Consider the following 16,118-nt stretch of genomic DNA (forward strand, 5'->3'; position numbering starts at 1 on the left):
CGCGCCGGTGGCCATCAGGCGTTCGCCGATGTTGCCCCCGGCGGAGACCTGACGGCGCAGGCCGTCCATCGGGTGCTGATGCACCACGCCCCACTCGGTGCGCAGCAGGCGGCGGCGCTCGGCCTCGCTCATGCCGTACAGCGAGGCGCCCTCATACAGAATGTCGCCGTTCTGCGGCGTCAGGCGCGCGGAGATGGACTTCAGCAGGGTGGTTTTGCCGGAGCCGGACTCGCCGACGATCCCCAGCACTTCGCCCGGCCACAGCTCGAACGACACGTCGCTAAAGCCTTTGCCCGGCGCATACAGGTGAGTCAGGTTATTAACCGAAAGCAGCGGTTTCATTGGCTATTCGCCTCGCTCTGTTGGCGGCAGTAATCGGTGTCGGAGCAGACAAACATCCGTTTGCCCGTGTCGTCCAGCACCACTTCGTCCAGATAGCTGTGTTTGGATCCGCAGATGGCGCACGGCTCGTCCCACTCCTGCACCGTAAACGGGTGATCGTCGAAATCCAGGCTTTCCACGCGGGTGTAAGGCGGGACGGCGTAGATGCGCTTTTCGCGCCCGGCGCCGAACAGCTGCAGGGCGGGCATCATGTCCATCTTCGGGTTATCGAATTTTGGGATTGGCGACGGGTCCATCACGTAGCGCCCGTTCACCTTCACCGGGTAGGCGTAGGTGGTGGCGATATGGCCGAAGCGGGCGATATCCTCATACAGCTTCACCTGCATGACGCCGTACTCTTCCAGCGCGTGCATGGTGCGGGTTTCCGTTTCGCGCGGCTCGATAAAACGCAGCGGCTCCGGGATCGGCACCTGGAAAATCAAAATCTGATCTTCAGTGAGCGGGGTTTCCGGGATGCGGTGACGGGTCTGGATCAGCGTTGCGTCTTCGGTTTTTTCGGTGGTATTGACGCCGGTTACGCGCTGGAAGAAGCTGCGGATCGACACGGCGTTGGTGGTGTCGTCGGCACCCTGGTCGATGACCTTCAGCACGTCCGCCTCGCCGATCACGCTGGCGGTGATCTGTATACCGCCCGTGCCCCAGCCGTAGGGCATCGGCATTTCGCGGCCGCCGAACGGCACCTGATAGCCCGGAATGGCCACCGCTTTTAAGATGGCGCGGCGGATCATGCGTTTGGTTTGCTCATCCAGATAGGCAAAGTTGTAGCCGCTTAAGTTAGCCATTTTTGCGCTCCCGTTGCAGGCGTTTCAGCAGTTCCAGTTCGGCCTGGAAATCGACGTAGTGCGGCAGCTTGAGGTGCGAGACGAAGCCAGCGGCCTCAACGTTATCCGCGTGGGCCAGCACAAACTCTTCGTCCTGCGCCGGGCCTGCAACGTGCTCGCCGTAGTCCGGTGCCTGCAGGGCGCGGTCAACCAGCGCCATGGCCATGGCCTTGCGCTCGCCGAGGCCGAATACCAGCCCGTAGCCGCGGGTAAAGTACGGGTCTTCGTCTTCCGGGGCGACGAAACCGTTCACCATTTCACACTCGGTCATCAGCAGTTCGCCGACGTTCACCGCAAAACCCAGCTCTTCCGGTACGATTTCAATGTCGATATAGCCGCTGCGAATTTCGGCCGCGAACGGGTGGTTGCGCCCGTAGCCGCGCTGGGTGGAGTAGGCCAGCGCCAGCAGATAGCCTTCGTCGCCGCGCATCAGCTGCTGCAGGCGGGACGAGCGCGAGCACGGGTAAACCGGCGGCGTGCGGGTGATGTCATCCGGCTGCGCGCCTGAATCTTCTTCCGTCTTCGCCAGGCCCTGTTTTGCCAGCAGGCTGAAGACGTGCGGAGACGGTTCCTGTTCGGCGTCGGAGGTGCTGAGCTGCGGCGATTCGCCGTTCGCCAACAGGGTAAAATCCAGCAGGCGGTGGGTGTAGTCGTAGGTGGGGCCAAGCAGCTGGCCGCCGGGGATGTCTTTATAAACGGCAGAAATGCGGCGTTCCAGGCGCATCTCCGCCGTGTTCACCGGCTCGCTGACCGCCAGTCTGGCAAGCGTGGTGCGGTAGGCGCGCAGCAGGAAGATGGCTTCCACGTTGTCGCCGCTGGCCTGCTTCAGGGCCAGCGCCGCCAGCTCGCGGTCGGCGATGCCGCCCTCGGTCATCACGCGGTCGACGGCGAGGTTTAGCTGCTGTTCAATCTGGGCGACGCTCAGCTCGGGAAGCCGTTCATCGCCCCGTCGTCTGTGCGCCTGTAGCGCATGGGCGGCGGCGATCGCCTTCTCGCCCCCTTTGACGGCAACGTACATCAGCACACCTCCACGTGGGTGGTCCGCGGTATTGCCAGCAGGCGCTCGCCGCAGGTCAGGATCAGGTCAATGCCCAGCGGGAACGGGTGCGGGCGCTCGGTCAGCTCGTGAATGATGCACTCCGGCAGCTGCGGCGCGACCATGCGCTCGTCGGCGATGCCTGCTCCCGTCAGGCGCAGCATGCGGCCGCCGCTCAGGCTGGTGACCTGCAGGATCAGCGTGGCGCTGGTCTCCGGGGCGACGGCGCTGCCTTCGCTCAGGGCGTTGAGCTGTTCATGGCTGATTTGCTCGTCGGCCACGGCAAAAACCGCCTGCTGGGGCTGATCGACCAGCGGCGCACCGGTGTGAAAACGCAGGTTCTGGCTGGCGATATCGTTCGACAGCGCGCCTGAAAGCCACACCGGGGTGTCGTTGTCGGCAAGCGTCAGCAGCACGCTGGTGGTCGCCAGATTCAGCGGCAGCCAGCCCTGGGAGAGCTGGTGCAGCGAGACGATCACGCCCGGCTCGCTCATCGCTTTCAGCAGGCGACGAAAACTGTGTTGGGCATCCTGGACGGCCAGGGTAAAAGCAGGTTGAAGCGTCATGCGTTGTCTCCGCGAACGAGCGTAAAGAAGTCGACCCGGCTGGTGTTCACTTCGGCCTGACGTGCGGCAATGCGCGCGGCGCGGTCGGCTTCCAGCGGGGCAATAAGGGTTTCCATTAACGTCTGGAAATAGGGTTGTTCCTGTAAAAGCGCGTCGATCACCGCGCAGCGCTCGGCGTGCGCTTTGTCGCGCCCCAGCACGTAGCTGTAGCCCAGCGTGCCGCTGTTCAGGCGGATTGCCGCGCGGGTGAGGGTGGCATCTCCGGCGAAAAAGCGTTCTCCGGTGCCGCCCATGCGCGCCTGGATCTGAACGAGGCCGATCTCCGGGGCGCGAAGGGTGTCGTAGTCTGGCGTCAGGCTGAGCGCGTTCATGCGGGCAGCCAGCGCGGCAGGCTGGCTGTGGGCCAGCTCGCGCATCCAGCGCTGTCGGGTGGCGGTATCGAAGTGCATTCAGTGCTCCATGGTAAATTCGATCATGTCGGCGCGGGTCAGGCTGACGGAGTATTCCGTCGCGTTGATCTCGCCGTCACGGTGATTGAGGGTGCGCACGCAGAGCAGCGGGGCCATATTGGGGATTTCGAGCACCTTGCTCTCTTTCGCCTGCGCGCGACGGGCGCTGATGCGGGTCTGGGTGCGTTTGAGCGCTATGCCTGTCGCATCCTGAAGAAAATCATGCAGCGAGCCGCTGGAGAAATGCTGGAGCACGGGCCAGAGGGCGAGGTCCGCAAAGTAGTGGTCTATCTGGCATACCGCCACGCCGTTAACGCGACGCAGGGTACGCAGGTGAATGACGTCGTCGCCCTCCTGAATGCCCAGCGCGTCCGCCACGTGGCTGGAGGCCGGACGCAGCACCGAGAGCAGCTTTTCGCTGGTCGGGTGGCTGCCCTGATCCAGCAGGTTCTGGCTAAAGCGCGCCTGGGCGTTCAGCGGGTAGTCGAACGGGCGCATCAGCACCAGCACGCCCACGCCCTGACGGCGCTGGACCCAGCCGCGCTCGACCAGCTGGTCAATGGCGCGACGCAGGGTGTGGCGGTTCACCTCATAGCGGTCGGCAAGCTGCTGCTCGGCGGGCAGGTAGTCCCCGCAGCGGTAGTGCGTGCGCAGCTCCACTTCGAGCTTTGCCGCAATCTCTTGCCAGCGGGTGGGATAACTGGTCGGATGTCTGGATAAGTGCATAGAAAACAAAGCCTCGCTTCTCAGATGAAGTGCTTACGCAAACGTTGAGAGAGGAAATCCAGCAGGCTGACGGTGACGATGATGAGCACCATCAGGGCGCAGGTTTGCTGGAACTGAAAACCGCGAATCGCTTCCCACAGGGTGACGCCAATCCCGCCTGCGCCCACCATGCCGACCACCGTCGCGGAGCGGACGTTGGACTCAAAGCGGTACAGGGAGTAGGAAATCAGGAGCGGCATAACCTGCGGCAGGACGCCGTAAAGGATCTCTTCGATTTTGTTGGCGCCCGTTGCGCGGATGCCTTCCACCGGGCCGGGCTCAATGGCTTCGACCGCTTCTGAAAGCAGCTTGGAGAGCACGCCGGTGGTGTGGATGAACAGTGCCATCACGCCGGCGAACGGACCCAGGCCAACGGCGACCACGAACAGCATCGCAAAGACCATTTCATTGATGGCGCGACAGGCGTCCATCAGGCGACGCATCGGCTGGTATATCCACCACGGCACGATGTTTTCGGCGCTCATCAGGCCAAAGGGAATGGAGAGAACGACGGCAAGGGCGGTGCCCCAGACGGCGATTTGCAGGGTGACCGCCATTTCGCTGAGATAGTCCTGCCACTGGCTGAAGTCCGGCGGGAAGAAGTCGGCGGCGAAAGTCGCCATGTTGCCCGCGTCCTTGAAGAGCAGCAGCGGATCCATTTCCGCGCCCTTCCAGGAGATAACCAGCACAGCCAGCAGGATGGCCCAGCTTATGAGCGAGAACCAGCTGCGCTTCGGCGGCGGGAGGGTGATGGTTTGCATGTTGGCTCCTTTGGGTTTAGTCCCCTCTCCCTTGAGGGAGAGGGTTAGGGTGAGGGGGAAATGTGCGCGCTGATGCCCTCACCCCGGCCCTCTCCCACGGGGAGAGGGAGAAAGGCACTACTGCACCGCTTTATTCACGCTCGTCATCGCACCGAGCGCGGCGGTCAGGCGGTCGAGGTCTTCCAGCTGGGCCTGAATGGTGGCCACTTTGCTGGTCTTCTCCTCGTCCTTCAGCCCTTTGTTGTCCTTCACGCCCTGCATCTCTTTAAACAGCGCCAGCTGGCGAATCGGGACCAGCTGCAGGTCGCTTGACGGGCGGAACGGTGCCCAGCCCAGACGCGCCAGGACCGCTTTCTCTTCCGGCGTTTTGCCATAGGTCATGAAGAAGTCGTAAACCTTGTCCTTGGTGCTCTCGGAGAGGTTTTTACGCCAGACGATCGGGTCGCCCGGGATCAGCGGCGATTTCCAGATAACCTTGATCTCTTTCAGCTTGTCCGGCGCGGAAGTTTTCAGCTTGTCGAGGTTCTCGGTGTTGTTGGTAGCAACGTCCACCTGCTTGTTGGCCACGGCCAGGGCGTTGGTTTCGTGGCTGGCGTTCACCGTGCGCTTGAAGTCGCTGGCGGAGGCGTTGTTTTTGGCGAAGACGTAGTAGCCAGGGACAAGGTAGCCGGAGGTCGAGTTCGGGTCGCCGTTGCCGAAGGTCAGCTCTTTGCGTTTGGCGAGCATGTCGTTGAGGTTGTTGATCGGGCTGTCTTTGTTGACGATCAGCACGCTCCAGTAGCCCGGGGAGCCATCTGCCGCGACGGTCTGGGCAAAGACCTGGCCGTTCGCGCGGTCCACCGCTTCCATGGCGGAGAGGTTGCCGTACCAGGCGATGTCCACTTTATTAAAGCGCATCCCCTGGATGATGCCCGCGTAGTCCGGGGCGAAGAAGGCGTTCACTTTGATCCCCAGCTTAGTTTCCATATCTTTCAGGAACGGTTCCCACTGAGGCTTCAGATTCTGCTGTGATTCCGTCGAAATAATGCCGAAGTTCAGCGCTTTTTCCTGCTCTTGTGCATACGCCGGGCTTAACAGGGTGCTGAGGCTGAACATGCTGGTAAAGGCCAGCGCGGCAACGGCTTTGTAGCTCATGTACTTTCCTCGGATCGGGTTTAATTAAGCAGCCTGCGCGTTCTCTTCGACGCGGTTAATGCTGCGGTAGAGATGGTCAAAACGTTCGTTATCAAACTGATGGCTCGCGCCATCAAAGAACACGTGTCCCTGACGCAGGGCGACAATGCGTTCGCAGTAGCGCAGGGCGTAATCCACCTGATGCAGCGTGACCACCACGGTGATGCCGTCGTTCTGGTTAATGTCGCGCAGGGTTTCCATCACGATGCGGGCGGACTCCGGGTCCAGCGAGGCAATGGGTTCGTCTGCAAGAATGATTTGCGCTTTCTGCATCAGCGCGCGCGCAATCGCCACGCGCTGCTGTTGCCCACCGGACAGGGTGGAGACGCGCTGGTGGGCAAAATGCGCCATGCCGACGCGGGTCAGCGCCTGTAAGGCTTCCTGCTTCTGCGAAGGGAAGAACCAGCGCAGACAGGTGCGCCAGAACGGGGTGCTGCCGAGCGCGCCAATCAGCACGTTCTCCAGCACCGTCAGACGGTTCACCAGGTTGAACTGCTGGAAGATGTAGCCCGTCTGGGCGCGGCTCTTGCGGATATCGCTGGCGAGACGCCCCGCGCGCTGCACGGTATTGCCCAGCAGCTCGACGTGGCTTTCCGGCGTTTTATCGCAGGTGATAAGACCGCTTAAATGACGCAGAAGGGTGGATTTACCTGAACCGGATGGCCCCAGCAGCGCCACCATTTCGCCCTGCTGGACGGTCAGATCAACGGCATGCAGAGCCTTATTGTGATGGAAGGTCTTGCTCAGTTTCTCGACGCGGATGACGGTTTGCATGTGCTGGGCCTCACGATAAATGTGGCCTCATGCTGGCGCATCAATGTGACATTTGGGTTAAGTCTGGGTTGCGGGAGTTTGAAGAGTTGAGCGGAGTTTGATGACAGGCGGAGGCAGAGCGCCCACCGCCCGAAAATTAGTGCTGCTGCTTAACGACGTTAATCATCCACGGCACGCCGTATTTATCGGTGACTTTACCGAAACCGTGTGCCCAGAAGGTTTCCTGCCAGGCCATGTCGATATTCCCGCCCGCGGCGAGGTTGTCGAACCAGCGTTTGCCTTCATTAACGTCCTGGGTGTCGAGAACCAGCGTGAAGCCCGCGTACTGCGCGTTGCTGCCCGGCGGCATCCCGTCGCTCATCATGATATCGCTGCCCGCAATGCGGACGTTGGAGTGAGCGATAGCCGAATCCGGAAATTGCATACCGGACGGACAGCCTTCTTCGCTGTTATCGCTTTTTGGCATTTCGCCGAAGGTGATTTTATAGAGAAGCTCTGCGCCGACGGCTTGCTGGTAGAAAGAAGTGGCTTCTGCACAGTTGCCGGCAAAAGAGATGTAGGGACTTAACGGCATAATCTTTACCTCACGTAAGAAAAGCCCGTTAAGTGTAGTTCCCGAAAACCCGGTAAGCGAAGCGCCACCGGGCGGGTAAATCAGTTCTTTTTCACGAACTCTGATTTCAGCTTCATCGGACCGAAGCCGTCAATTTTGCAGTCGATATTATGATCGCCTTCAACCAGACGGATATTCTTCACTTTGGTGCCGATCTTCAGCATGGAAGAACTGCCTTTCACTTTCAGATCTTTAATCACGGTTACGCTGTCGCCGTCCGCCAGCAAATTGCCGTTCGCATCTTTTACGACAAGTGCATCAGCATCGTGTGATGGTTCGGCATCGTTCCATTCGTGAGCGCATTCCGGGCAGATGAACATGCCATTATCTTCATAGGTGTATTCAGAATTGCATTTTGGGCAGTGTGGGAGTGACATATCGGTATCCTCAAAAAGTGTAAACGCGCTGGAAAGTGCCAGCTAAATGACGGCAGCGTGCCGAAAAAGGCGGCAAGTATAGCGCAAATCCACACGTTTGTCGGTGACATTGTGAATTAAAAAAATGCAAAAAGCGTATCGGGAGTGACACTTCCTGTCAGTCAGTTAAGCGATGCTTACCTCATTAACACGTTGGGAAGAAATGACGCTAAATATATCGAATATTTTATTGCAGCAAATTGCTACGCTCCTTCATTTCGGATAAGGTGAAGCGACACATTGTTATTTATCTCCTGACTTCGCTGCCATCCATATCTTTTGGCAGGGGCGTATTACCTCTCTTTTTAGGTGGGTAAATAATGATGATATATCCTGAAGTTTCTTAAAATTGGGCTACGCTTTTTTCCTTTGGCCGTCAGGCCAGGAGGGGAGCTATACACGCCATGCAAGGATAGCGAATTATTTCTGATTATCATCAATCAGTTATATTTCGGCGGACATGTTTTCCACACGTGATCATATAAGCCTGAACAACATAATTAATACCAGTGGCTTAATAAAAGTAATAAATTTGCGTTAAGGAAAGGCTTTTATCATGCACACACAGACCATTTTTGAATTAAGCCAGGAAGCTGAGCGTTTGCTACAGCTCGCCCGGCAAAACCTTGATACGTTGAAATCAATGCCGACTGCGATGCTGGAGAGCACCGCGGCTGCTATTACGGGTGAAAAGAACAACGTTTTACCTTTGCATTTTAGCGCGCGCGGTGTCGAAGCGCAGCAGGCGATGCTGAATAATGAATTACGAAAAATAACCCGGCTGGAAATGGTCCTGGCTATTGTTGGCACTATGAAAGCGGGGAAATCGACCACCATTAATGCGATTGTGGGGACCGAAGTGTTGCCGAACCGCAATCGTCCGATGACGGCGCTTCCTACCCTGATTCGCCACACGCCGGGTCAGAAGGAGCCGGTGCTGCATTTCTCACATGCCTCGCCCATTGATGAATTGATCCAACTGCTTCAGAAAAAGCTATGCGATTACGATCGCGGAAAGCTGGCCCAGCATCTGGAAATTGATAAAGACATGAATACGCTGCTGGAGCGCATTGAAAAAGGAGAGGCTTTTGAGAAGCATCACCTGGGCGCGCAGCCGATATTTCATTGTCTGAAAAGCCTCAACGACCTGGTGAGGCTTTCCCAGGCGTTAGGGGTGGAGTTTCCGTTCTCTGAGTATGCGGCTATCGAACATATTCCGGTGATTGAAGTGGAGTTCGTGCATCTTGCGGGTCTTGATGCTCACCTCGGACAGCTGACGCTGCTCGATACGCCCGGGCCGAATGAGGCCGGACAGCCGCACCTGCAAAAAATGCTCAGCGAGCAGTTGTCCCGCGCGTCGGCGGTGCTGGCCGTGATGGATTATACCCAGCTTAAATCCATCTCTGATGAAGAAGTCCGCCAGGCCATTTCCGCGGCGGGAAAATCCGTGCCGCTGTATGCGCTGGTCAATAAATTCGATCAGAAAGATCGCAATAGCGACGATGAAGAGCAGATCCGGGCGATGATCTCCGGCACCTTAATGAAAGGCAATATTTCGCCTGGCCAGATCTACCCCGTTTCGTCCATGTGGGCCTATCTGGCGAACCGCGCTCGTTACGAGATGAGTACCCACGGACAACTGCCGGATCATCAGGAGCAACCCTGGGTACAGGACTTTGCCGAAGCGGCGCTTGGGCGACGCTGGCGTACGGCGGACCTGGACGATATCGACCATATTCGTCATGCTGCCGATTTGCTCTGGGAAGATTCGCTTTTCGAACAACCGATACGCAAACTGATTTACGCCGCCTATGCCAATGCCTCGCTTTACGCGCTGCGTTCGGCCTCGCATAAGCTGCTCAACTACGCACAAAATGCCCGGGAGTACCTCGATTTCCGCTATCAGGGGCTGACGGTTGCCTTTGAGGCTCTGGAACTGAATATCGCACGTCTGGAAGAGGACATGGCGCTTCTCCAGACGCGTCAGAGCGTGGTGAGCGATGAGGTGAAACATGAAGTTGAGGAGGCGCTGAACGCTACAGCGGACTTTATGGGAGCGCAAAAAACCGCGCTTAACCAGGCGATTGGCGAGGTGTTCAGCGCTCAGCATATTCTTGATTTGGCAGGTATCGATCGGCAGAACCCTCACGATGACGAGCTGAAGCAGCTGGTTCTGGACGATGAAGGGCAGGCGCAGATCGCGCTGAGTAAAATCCGCTCCTCCTGCGAATTGGTGATGCTGGATGCACAGACGAAAATCTGCCGGGAGCTGGCGTTACGCTTCGACCAGCTTGAATCTACGCTGGCGCGTTCCCTGAACGAAGCCATGCGCCCCATCGAAACGCGTATTAAAGAGCATCTGAGCCATGCGGGTTTTCGGGCGCGAATCAGTTTCCCGGCGTTTCAGGCTCACCAGCTCAACTTCAATACGCGGGCGCTGTTTAACGATGCGATAGCGCAGGATGACAGCCAGGCAGGCCCGTCATCAGGCGGGAGCAGCATGCGAGAAACGGTCTCTCGCTGGCTCAATAATCCGGGCTGGGGCTGGGATGAGTATGTGGAAACGCGCACGCGCTATGTTATCGATATTGCGCAGCTACATGACAAATTTAAGCAACATATTGAGCTGTTTTGTGAACAAATACGTAAAGCTTTGTCCGCGCAGGTCGATGTCTCTGTTACGGCAGGAATGGCGACGTTCTTTGCAGAATTCTCGCTGTGCCTGACCGGGTTACAGGAAAGCTTGCGTGATAGCCTCGCAGTGCGTCAACAGAATGAGCATTCAACCCGAGCGCTCTGCCAGCTGTTGAAGCAAAGTATTACGACTGCGGCGTGGATACAGGAAGATACCCGACTGTTACGCGATGATATTCAAACTCTATTCGCGGCAGAGCAACCATGACAACACCACTACTGGACGGCCCCGGGCGAACGCTGGAGTGTATTAATCCAAAATTTATGGTCGATCTGGTTCAGGGAGTGGACGCGGCGCGTCATCCTCACCTGGGACCACAACAGCTTCAGTTTCGTGAGCGTTTGACTCAGGAAATCATGACGCATACCCGGCTGCGCCCCTGGGCGATGGCGGGTATGCTCAATGAAAATGCGGCGCTGCGCCTGGGACTGGCGGAAAAACTGGCCGGCATGCTTGACCCGGGTCATCTCGCGCTGACGCTGATGGCAGAGAAACTGATTGCTTTGCGCCAGCAGACGCACCCGCGCGCCCAGCAGTCCCCCGGTCTGATGCAGCAGTACGCTGAACTCGCTTCTCATTTTACCCAACGCGCCGCCTATAAAGAGAAGGCGCTAACCCAGCGCGGGCTGACGGTGCAGGCGGGTGAGCATAGCGAGCAGATTTTTACCCGCTGGCGGGCCGGGCATTATGATGGCTGGTCGCTGGCCGGGCGCTGTTTTATCGTCCTGGAAGAGCTGCGCTGGGGGGCATTTGGTGACGCATGCCGCCTCGCGAATGAAGATGTGGCGGCAATGCTTAAGGATAACCTGCGCAGCATGGCGGCTAACTATCTGGCACAGGGCATCAATGCGTCCCCCACGACCCGCCATTTCTATCACCAGTGGCTGACAACGCCGGCCTCTCCGGGTTTAATCGATCATAAAGACATGCTGGGCTGGCTGGGGGACTGGTGTCAGGCGGATCAACATCCGGTGAGCTGGTCAGTGACGCAAAACTGGCAGACCGTCGCGCTGGGCATGCCGAGACTCTGTTCGGCAAAACGGCTGGTGGACGGGATGGTGGAAGAGATTTTTGGCTAAATCTCTCCCCCTCTCCCCATTGGGAGAGGGAACGGTGCGGTGTGTTAATGATTCATTTCTATCGGCTTCGGTTCAGGCAGGGTCTCTTGCATATTCCCGTAGCGTTTCGCATACAGCGCCGTGATGATGGGGACCAGAATCGCGGTGACGATCACGCTCGCGGCAACCAGCGCCGTTGCTGAAGCGGCGACCGGTTCGAAGGCCGGGTTAATTTGGGCGATAATCACCGGGTTTGCAACAGCAGCACCCGCGGCTGAAGAGGCGGCGACGCCGGCCGTGCCGTTTCCTCCTCCGATTATGCGGTCGGCAATAATCAGCGGAATACCGGTGATGACGATCACGGCGACACCCAGCACAATGCCCAGCAGGCCGGTATCGAGAATGACCTTCAGGTTGATGGTGTTCCCCAGTGCGAAACCGAAGAACGGGATCAGCACCGGCGTGGCTTTGCTGAAGAAATCGCGCAGATCGCGGTCGAGATTGCCAAGGGCGAAACCGACCAGGAAGGGCAGGATTGCGCCGACAAAGTGGTGCGGTTCAAACGAGGCCAGGCCAGCAGACCCCAGGATCAGCATCGTCATCAATGGGCCGGACTCCAGAGACATCAACACAAATGCGCCGGACTCTTCTTTCGTCCCGTACTGATTCATCAGGCTGGCGTACAATCCGCCGTTGGTCATATCCATCGCCGAGACAATCGCCAGGACCGATAAACCCGCAAAGAACCCGGTCTGAATTCCATTCTCCGGAATGAACATCGCGCATATCATTGCCACCGCCCAGGCTACCGCTATTTTGGTGATCACCAGCGTGCCGGATTTCCGTAATACTGTCCCCGTTGCCCGTAAATTAATGGATGCGCCGATACAAAAAAACCAGACGGCAAGAATGGGAACCGTGCCTGTTATCATGCCTTTTGTGAAACCGCCAAAATAAGCTCCGGTATTGGGAGCAAGGGTATTCAGGATCGCGCCCAGTACCAGCGGAACCAGCATCATGCCGCCGGGTATATGTTCTATCGTGGCTTTAATCTTCATAGACAAACCTCACATCGGATCCCGCAGTACGGGGGATAGGTGTTAAAAATTAGTCAATAAATTCAATTGATTGCTCGTATTGCTTGTGGTGTTTTTTCGAAAGCCCTGCAACAAAATTAAATGCGCGCTCTCAATTAACCTTTTCCTTAAACACGTAAAACGCTGAATTCGGATTTATGATGCGATCATTGGAATATTGATTCAATGAAAATAAAACATCGTTTTAGCTATCTTTATCACATATTTAATGTAAAACCTGAGGCCGGTTCCTGCTGATGAAAATTTATGTAAACCTGATGTGAATTAATGTGGTTTGTTTTTCTGTTACGAAAGAAATAATGACGTGCGGGAGGATGTTCTTTAGGTGGGGTAAGGAAGTACTTATTGGCACTCCTTGACAAAAATTTGCCTGAGCTGACCAGACACGAAAATATGTGTGAAGTTGATCACAAATATAAACGCTGGTAGGGTAAAAAGGTCATTAACTGCCCAGGCAGGCGTCAACAGGTTCGGTTGTATCGACGTAAAACGTCAATGTAAGTAAACCTGCTACGCTTGAATAAGGCGATTCGCATGGAGCGGATCCCATGGTTCACAGAACGCTAACTGAACTGTGAAACAGACAGGGCCGAGTCAACGAGGATAGCTATGCTAAGAAGGAAAAAGATTAAACCCATCACGCTTCGCGACGTCACCATCATTGATGACGCAAAGCTGCGTAAAGCCATTACCGCAGCCTCGCTCGGTAATGCGATGGAATGGTTCGATTTTGGTGTCTACGGCTTTGTGGCCTATGCGTTAGGTAAAGTGTTTTTCCCCGGGGCCGATCCCAGCCTGCAGATGATTGCCGCGCTGGGTACGTTCTCCGTTCCCTTCCTGATTCGCCCGCTGGGCGGTCTGTTCTTCGGTATGCTCGGCGATAAATATGGTCGTCAGAAGATCCTGGCCATCACCATCGTCATTATGTCGATCAGTACATTCTGTATCGGCCTTATACCGTCTTACGCCACCATCGGCATTTGGGCACCCATTCTCCTGCTGATATGTAAGATGGCGCAGGGCTTCTCCGTAGGCGGTGAATATACCGGTGCCTCGATCTTCGTTGCCGAGTATTCCCCGGACCGTAAGCGCGGATTTATGGGGAGCTGGCTGGACTTCGGCTCGATTGCCGGGTTTGTCATGGGCGCAGGCGTAGTCGTGCTGATTTCAACCGTGGTGGGTGAAGATAACTTCCTCGACTGGGGCTGGCGTATCCCGTTCTTCCTGGCATTGCCGCTGGGGATTATTGGTCTTTACCTGCGTCATGCGCTGGAAGAGACGCCTGCTTTCCAGCAGCACGTCGAAAAACTGGAACAGGGTGACCGCGAAGGGCTGCAGGATGGTCCGAAGGTGTCGTTCAAAGAGATTGCCACTAAGCACTGGCGCAGCCTGCTGACCTGTATTGGTCTGGTGATTTCGACCAACGTGACCTACTACATGCTGTTGACCTACATGCCGAGCTATCTGTCGCATAACCTGCACTACTCGGAAGATCACGGTGTGCTGATTATTATCGCCATCATGGTGGGTATGCTGTTTGTGCAGCCGATTATGGGCCTGTTGAGTGACCGTTTTGGTCGTCGACCGTTCATTATCCTGGGAAGCGTTGCGCTGTTTGCTCTGGCAATTCCGGCATTCATTCTGATTAACAGTGATGTGCTGGGGCTGATTTTTGCCGGTCTGCTGATGCTGGCGGTGATCCTTAACTGCTTTATCGGGGTGATGGCATCAACGTTGCCCGCGATGTTCCCGACGCACATTCGCTACAGCGCGCTGGCCGCGGCCTTTAACATCTCGGTGCTGATTGCCGGTCTGACCCCGACGCTTGCCGCCTCGCTGGTCGAGAGCACGCAGAACCTGATGATGCCGGCTTATTACCTGATGGTGATTGCGGTGATTGGTTTGATTACAGGTCTTACCATGAAGGAGACGGCGAATCGCCCTCTGAAAGGCGCAACGCCTGCGGCGTCTGACATCCAGGAAGCGAAAGAGATCCTGCGCGAGCACTACGATAACGTAGAGCAGAAGATTGAGGATATTGACGCAGAGATTGAAGAGCTGCAGAAAAAACGCTCCCGACTGGTGGACCAGCATCCACGCATCAATGAGTAATAAAGAAACCCGCCAACGGCGGGTTTTCTTTTATTAGCATCCGGCAGCGATGTAGTCGCCATTGGCGCTGACGGGGATCACCGTCAGGAACAGCACCGTCGCAAACAGGATCAGGACTATCCCTCCGGCTATTTTGACTGCCGGTACGAGCCATCTCAATGAGGCGCTCTCTCCGAACCAGGTCACCGTGCGCTCGCGGGCGTAACGTACAGCCAGGGAAAGCCCCACAATAGAAAGTGCGGTGCCCAAAGACATGGTCATGACCGCGGCTACCCCCCAGGTGACAATGCCCAGCGCGTTCGAAAACATCAGAATCATGATCGCCCCGCTGCACGGACGTGCGCCAATCGCCAGAATGACGCCCAGGCGCGTTTTCCAGTCGCCCTGCGTCAGATCTGCCCCCACGCCGTGGTGGCCGCAGCCANCCAATCGCCAGAATGACGCCCAGGCGCGTTTTCCAGTCGCCCTGCGTCAGATCTGCCCCCACGCCGTGGTGGCCGCAGCCACAGTGTTCATCATGCTGATGAAGCGGCTTGATGGCGGAGATAGTCATCCTGCGCGGGCGCAGGCTCTTCAGCGCCTGATAAATGACAAAAGCACCGAATGCGCCAATAAGCACTGCGCTTATCTTCTCCACGTACCAGCGGCTGGTACTGATATCCCCTGAGGCGAGGTTAAACCCTACCGCCATAATAAAGACAAACAGAATGGCGCTGACCCCCTGCATCAGGCTACCCAGGAAGGGGACAACCCGGGCGGCCAGCTCGCTTTCCTTATTGGTGGTCAGATAGGTCGTCACGATGAACTTTCCGTGTCCGGGGCCAATGGCGTGGAGAACACCATAAAGGAAAGCCCCCGTTAACAGCCATAATCCGCCGCTGTACTGGTGGTTATTAAGCTGCAGCAGATACATCACCAGATAACGGTGCAGCGTAATTTGCGTGGCGAGACACCACTGGATAAAGGCGTTCCAGTGCGCATGCAGGGTAAAACCCGCAAAGAGGATTGCCAGCAGCATCAAACCTGCGGTAGGGAGACGCCAGTCGCGGGCGAGGCGTTGTGTGGTCATGAGGGGGGCCTGCACAGGGGAGATTATTTGCCGCTAGTATAGTTGATCTTGCCGCCCAATTCGTAGGGTCGCATCGCGATTCGCTCATGATTGTGGATAACTTTGTGCATAAAAGGGTATAAGGCGGGGTTTTGCTGTGGAATGCAGCAGTCAGTCATTTTTCTGACATTTAGCGGTTGCGGCCAGCCGAGAACTCCCTATAATGCGCCTCCATCGACACGGCGGATGTGAATCACTTCACACAACAAGCGGTTCGGTTGAAGAGAAAAATTCTGAAATAACGGGTTGACTCTGAAAGAGGAAAGCGTAAT

Annotated in this window: 15 protein-coding genes and 1 pseudogene; 3 read left to right on the forward strand and 13 right to left on the reverse strand. The window is 56.8% G+C overall.

The window, feature by feature from the left end; translation table 11 throughout:
* The 11 genes from SPH27_RS22725 to SPH27_RS22775 form a co-directional block, all read right to left on the reverse strand.
* The coding region (locus tag SPH27_RS22725) for an ATP-binding cassette domain-containing protein (RefSeq protein WP_322435903.1) at positions 1-342 on the reverse strand (342 nt) is incomplete at its 3' end.
* Positions 339-1,184: an alpha-D-ribose 1-methylphosphonate 5-phosphate C-P-lyase PhnJ gene (phnJ, locus tag SPH27_RS22730; protein WP_033144435.1), complete on the reverse strand. Its 846-nt coding sequence runs from the start codon at positions 1,182-1,184 to the stop codon at positions 339-341. The genes phnJ and SPH27_RS22725, both read right to left, overlap by 4 nt.
* Complete coding sequence (locus SPH27_RS22735; RefSeq protein WP_182072917.1) at positions 1,177-2,241, reverse strand: carbon-phosphorus lyase complex subunit PhnI; 1,065 nt, start codon at positions 2,239-2,241, stop codon at positions 1,177-1,179. The genes phnJ and SPH27_RS22735 overlap by 8 nt, the downstream gene beginning before the upstream one ends.
* Positions 2,241-2,825, reverse strand: coding sequence for a phosphonate C-P lyase system protein PhnH (gene phnH / locus SPH27_RS22740; RefSeq protein WP_182072918.1), 585 nt, complete (start codon positions 2,823-2,825; stop codon positions 2,241-2,243). Before phnH ends, SPH27_RS22735 begins: the two co-directional genes overlap by 1 nt.
* The gene (gene phnG, locus SPH27_RS22745) at positions 2,822-3,274 is read right to left on the reverse strand and encodes a phosphonate C-P lyase system protein PhnG (RefSeq protein ID WP_182072919.1); all 453 of its coding nucleotides are present in this window, start codon (positions 3,272-3,274) and stop codon (positions 2,822-2,824) included. The genes phnH and phnG overlap by 4 nt, the downstream gene beginning before the upstream one ends.
* A complete protein-coding gene (gene phnF, locus SPH27_RS22750; protein ID WP_023310091.1) occupies positions 3,275-4,000 on the reverse strand; it encodes a phosphonate metabolism transcriptional regulator PhnF in 726 nt (241 codons plus the stop codon).
* Positions 4,001-4,020: 20 nt separating this feature from the next.
* Positions 4,021-4,800, reverse strand: a complete 780-nt coding sequence (phnE, locus tag SPH27_RS22755; RefSeq protein WP_023310092.1) for a phosphonate ABC transporter, permease protein PhnE — start codon at positions 4,798-4,800, stop codon at positions 4,021-4,023.
* Between the two features lie 117 nt (positions 4,801-4,917).
* Positions 4,918-5,934, reverse strand: coding sequence for a phosphonate ABC transporter substrate-binding protein (gene phnD / locus SPH27_RS22760; protein WP_048976469.1), 1,017 nt, complete (start codon positions 5,932-5,934; stop codon positions 4,918-4,920).
* Positions 5,935-5,958: 24 nt separating this feature from the next.
* Entirely contained in the window at positions 5,959-6,747 is a 789-nt protein-coding gene (gene phnC / locus SPH27_RS22765; RefSeq protein WP_182072920.1) for a phosphonate ABC transporter ATP-binding protein, read from the reverse strand.
* Between the two features lie 136 nt (positions 6,748-6,883).
* Entirely contained in the window at positions 6,884-7,321 is a 438-nt protein-coding gene (yjdN, locus tag SPH27_RS22770) for a VOC family metalloprotein YjdN (RefSeq protein ID WP_033144440.1), read from the reverse strand.
* 80 nt (positions 7,322-7,401) lie between these two features.
* Positions 7,402-7,737 carry a zinc ribbon domain-containing protein YjdM gene (locus tag SPH27_RS22775; RefSeq protein ID WP_023310096.1) on the reverse strand — a complete coding sequence of 112 codons (336 nt, stop codon included), beginning with the start codon at positions 7,735-7,737 and terminating at the stop codon, positions 7,402-7,404.
* A 595-nt stretch (positions 7,738-8,332) separates the two neighbouring features.
* On the opposite strand from SPH27_RS22775, the gene crfC reads away from it, so the two are divergent.
* The gene (gene crfC / locus SPH27_RS22780) at positions 8,333-10,678 is read left to right on the forward strand and encodes a clamp-binding protein CrfC (RefSeq protein ID WP_182072921.1); all 2,346 of its coding nucleotides are present in this window, start codon (positions 8,333-8,335) and stop codon (positions 10,676-10,678) included.
* Positions 10,675-11,550 carry a diguanylate cyclase regulator RdcB family protein gene (locus SPH27_RS22785; RefSeq protein WP_033144442.1) on the forward strand — a complete coding sequence of 292 codons (876 nt, stop codon included), beginning with the start codon at positions 10,675-10,677 and terminating at the stop codon, positions 11,548-11,550. The genes crfC and SPH27_RS22785 overlap by 4 nt, the downstream gene beginning before the upstream one ends.
* 44 nt (positions 11,551-11,594) lie before the next feature.
* Here SPH27_RS22785 and kdgT read toward each other — a convergent pair whose 3' ends face one another.
* The gene (gene kdgT / locus SPH27_RS22790) at positions 11,595-12,587 is read right to left on the reverse strand and encodes a 2-keto-3-deoxygluconate transporter (RefSeq protein ID WP_182072922.1); all 993 of its coding nucleotides are present in this window, start codon (positions 12,585-12,587) and stop codon (positions 11,595-11,597) included.
* 648 nt (positions 12,588-13,235) lie between these two features.
* Here kdgT and proP point away from each other — a divergent pair.
* Positions 13,236-14,738: a glycine betaine/L-proline transporter ProP gene (gene proP / locus SPH27_RS22795; RefSeq protein ID WP_029740241.1), complete on the forward strand. Its 1,503-nt coding sequence runs from the start codon at positions 13,236-13,238 to the stop codon at positions 14,736-14,738.
* Between the two features lie 33 nt (positions 14,739-14,771).
* Here proP and SPH27_RS22800 read toward each other — a convergent pair.
* A pseudogene (locus tag SPH27_RS22800) lies at positions 14,772-15,807 on the reverse strand (nickel/cobalt transporter).
* Positions 15,808-16,118 lie beyond the last annotated feature (311 nt).

This window comes from Enterobacter sp. A103 (assembly GCF_034427535.1).
Lineage (GTDB): Bacteria > Pseudomonadota > Gammaproteobacteria > Enterobacterales > Enterobacteriaceae > Enterobacter > Enterobacter asburiae_B.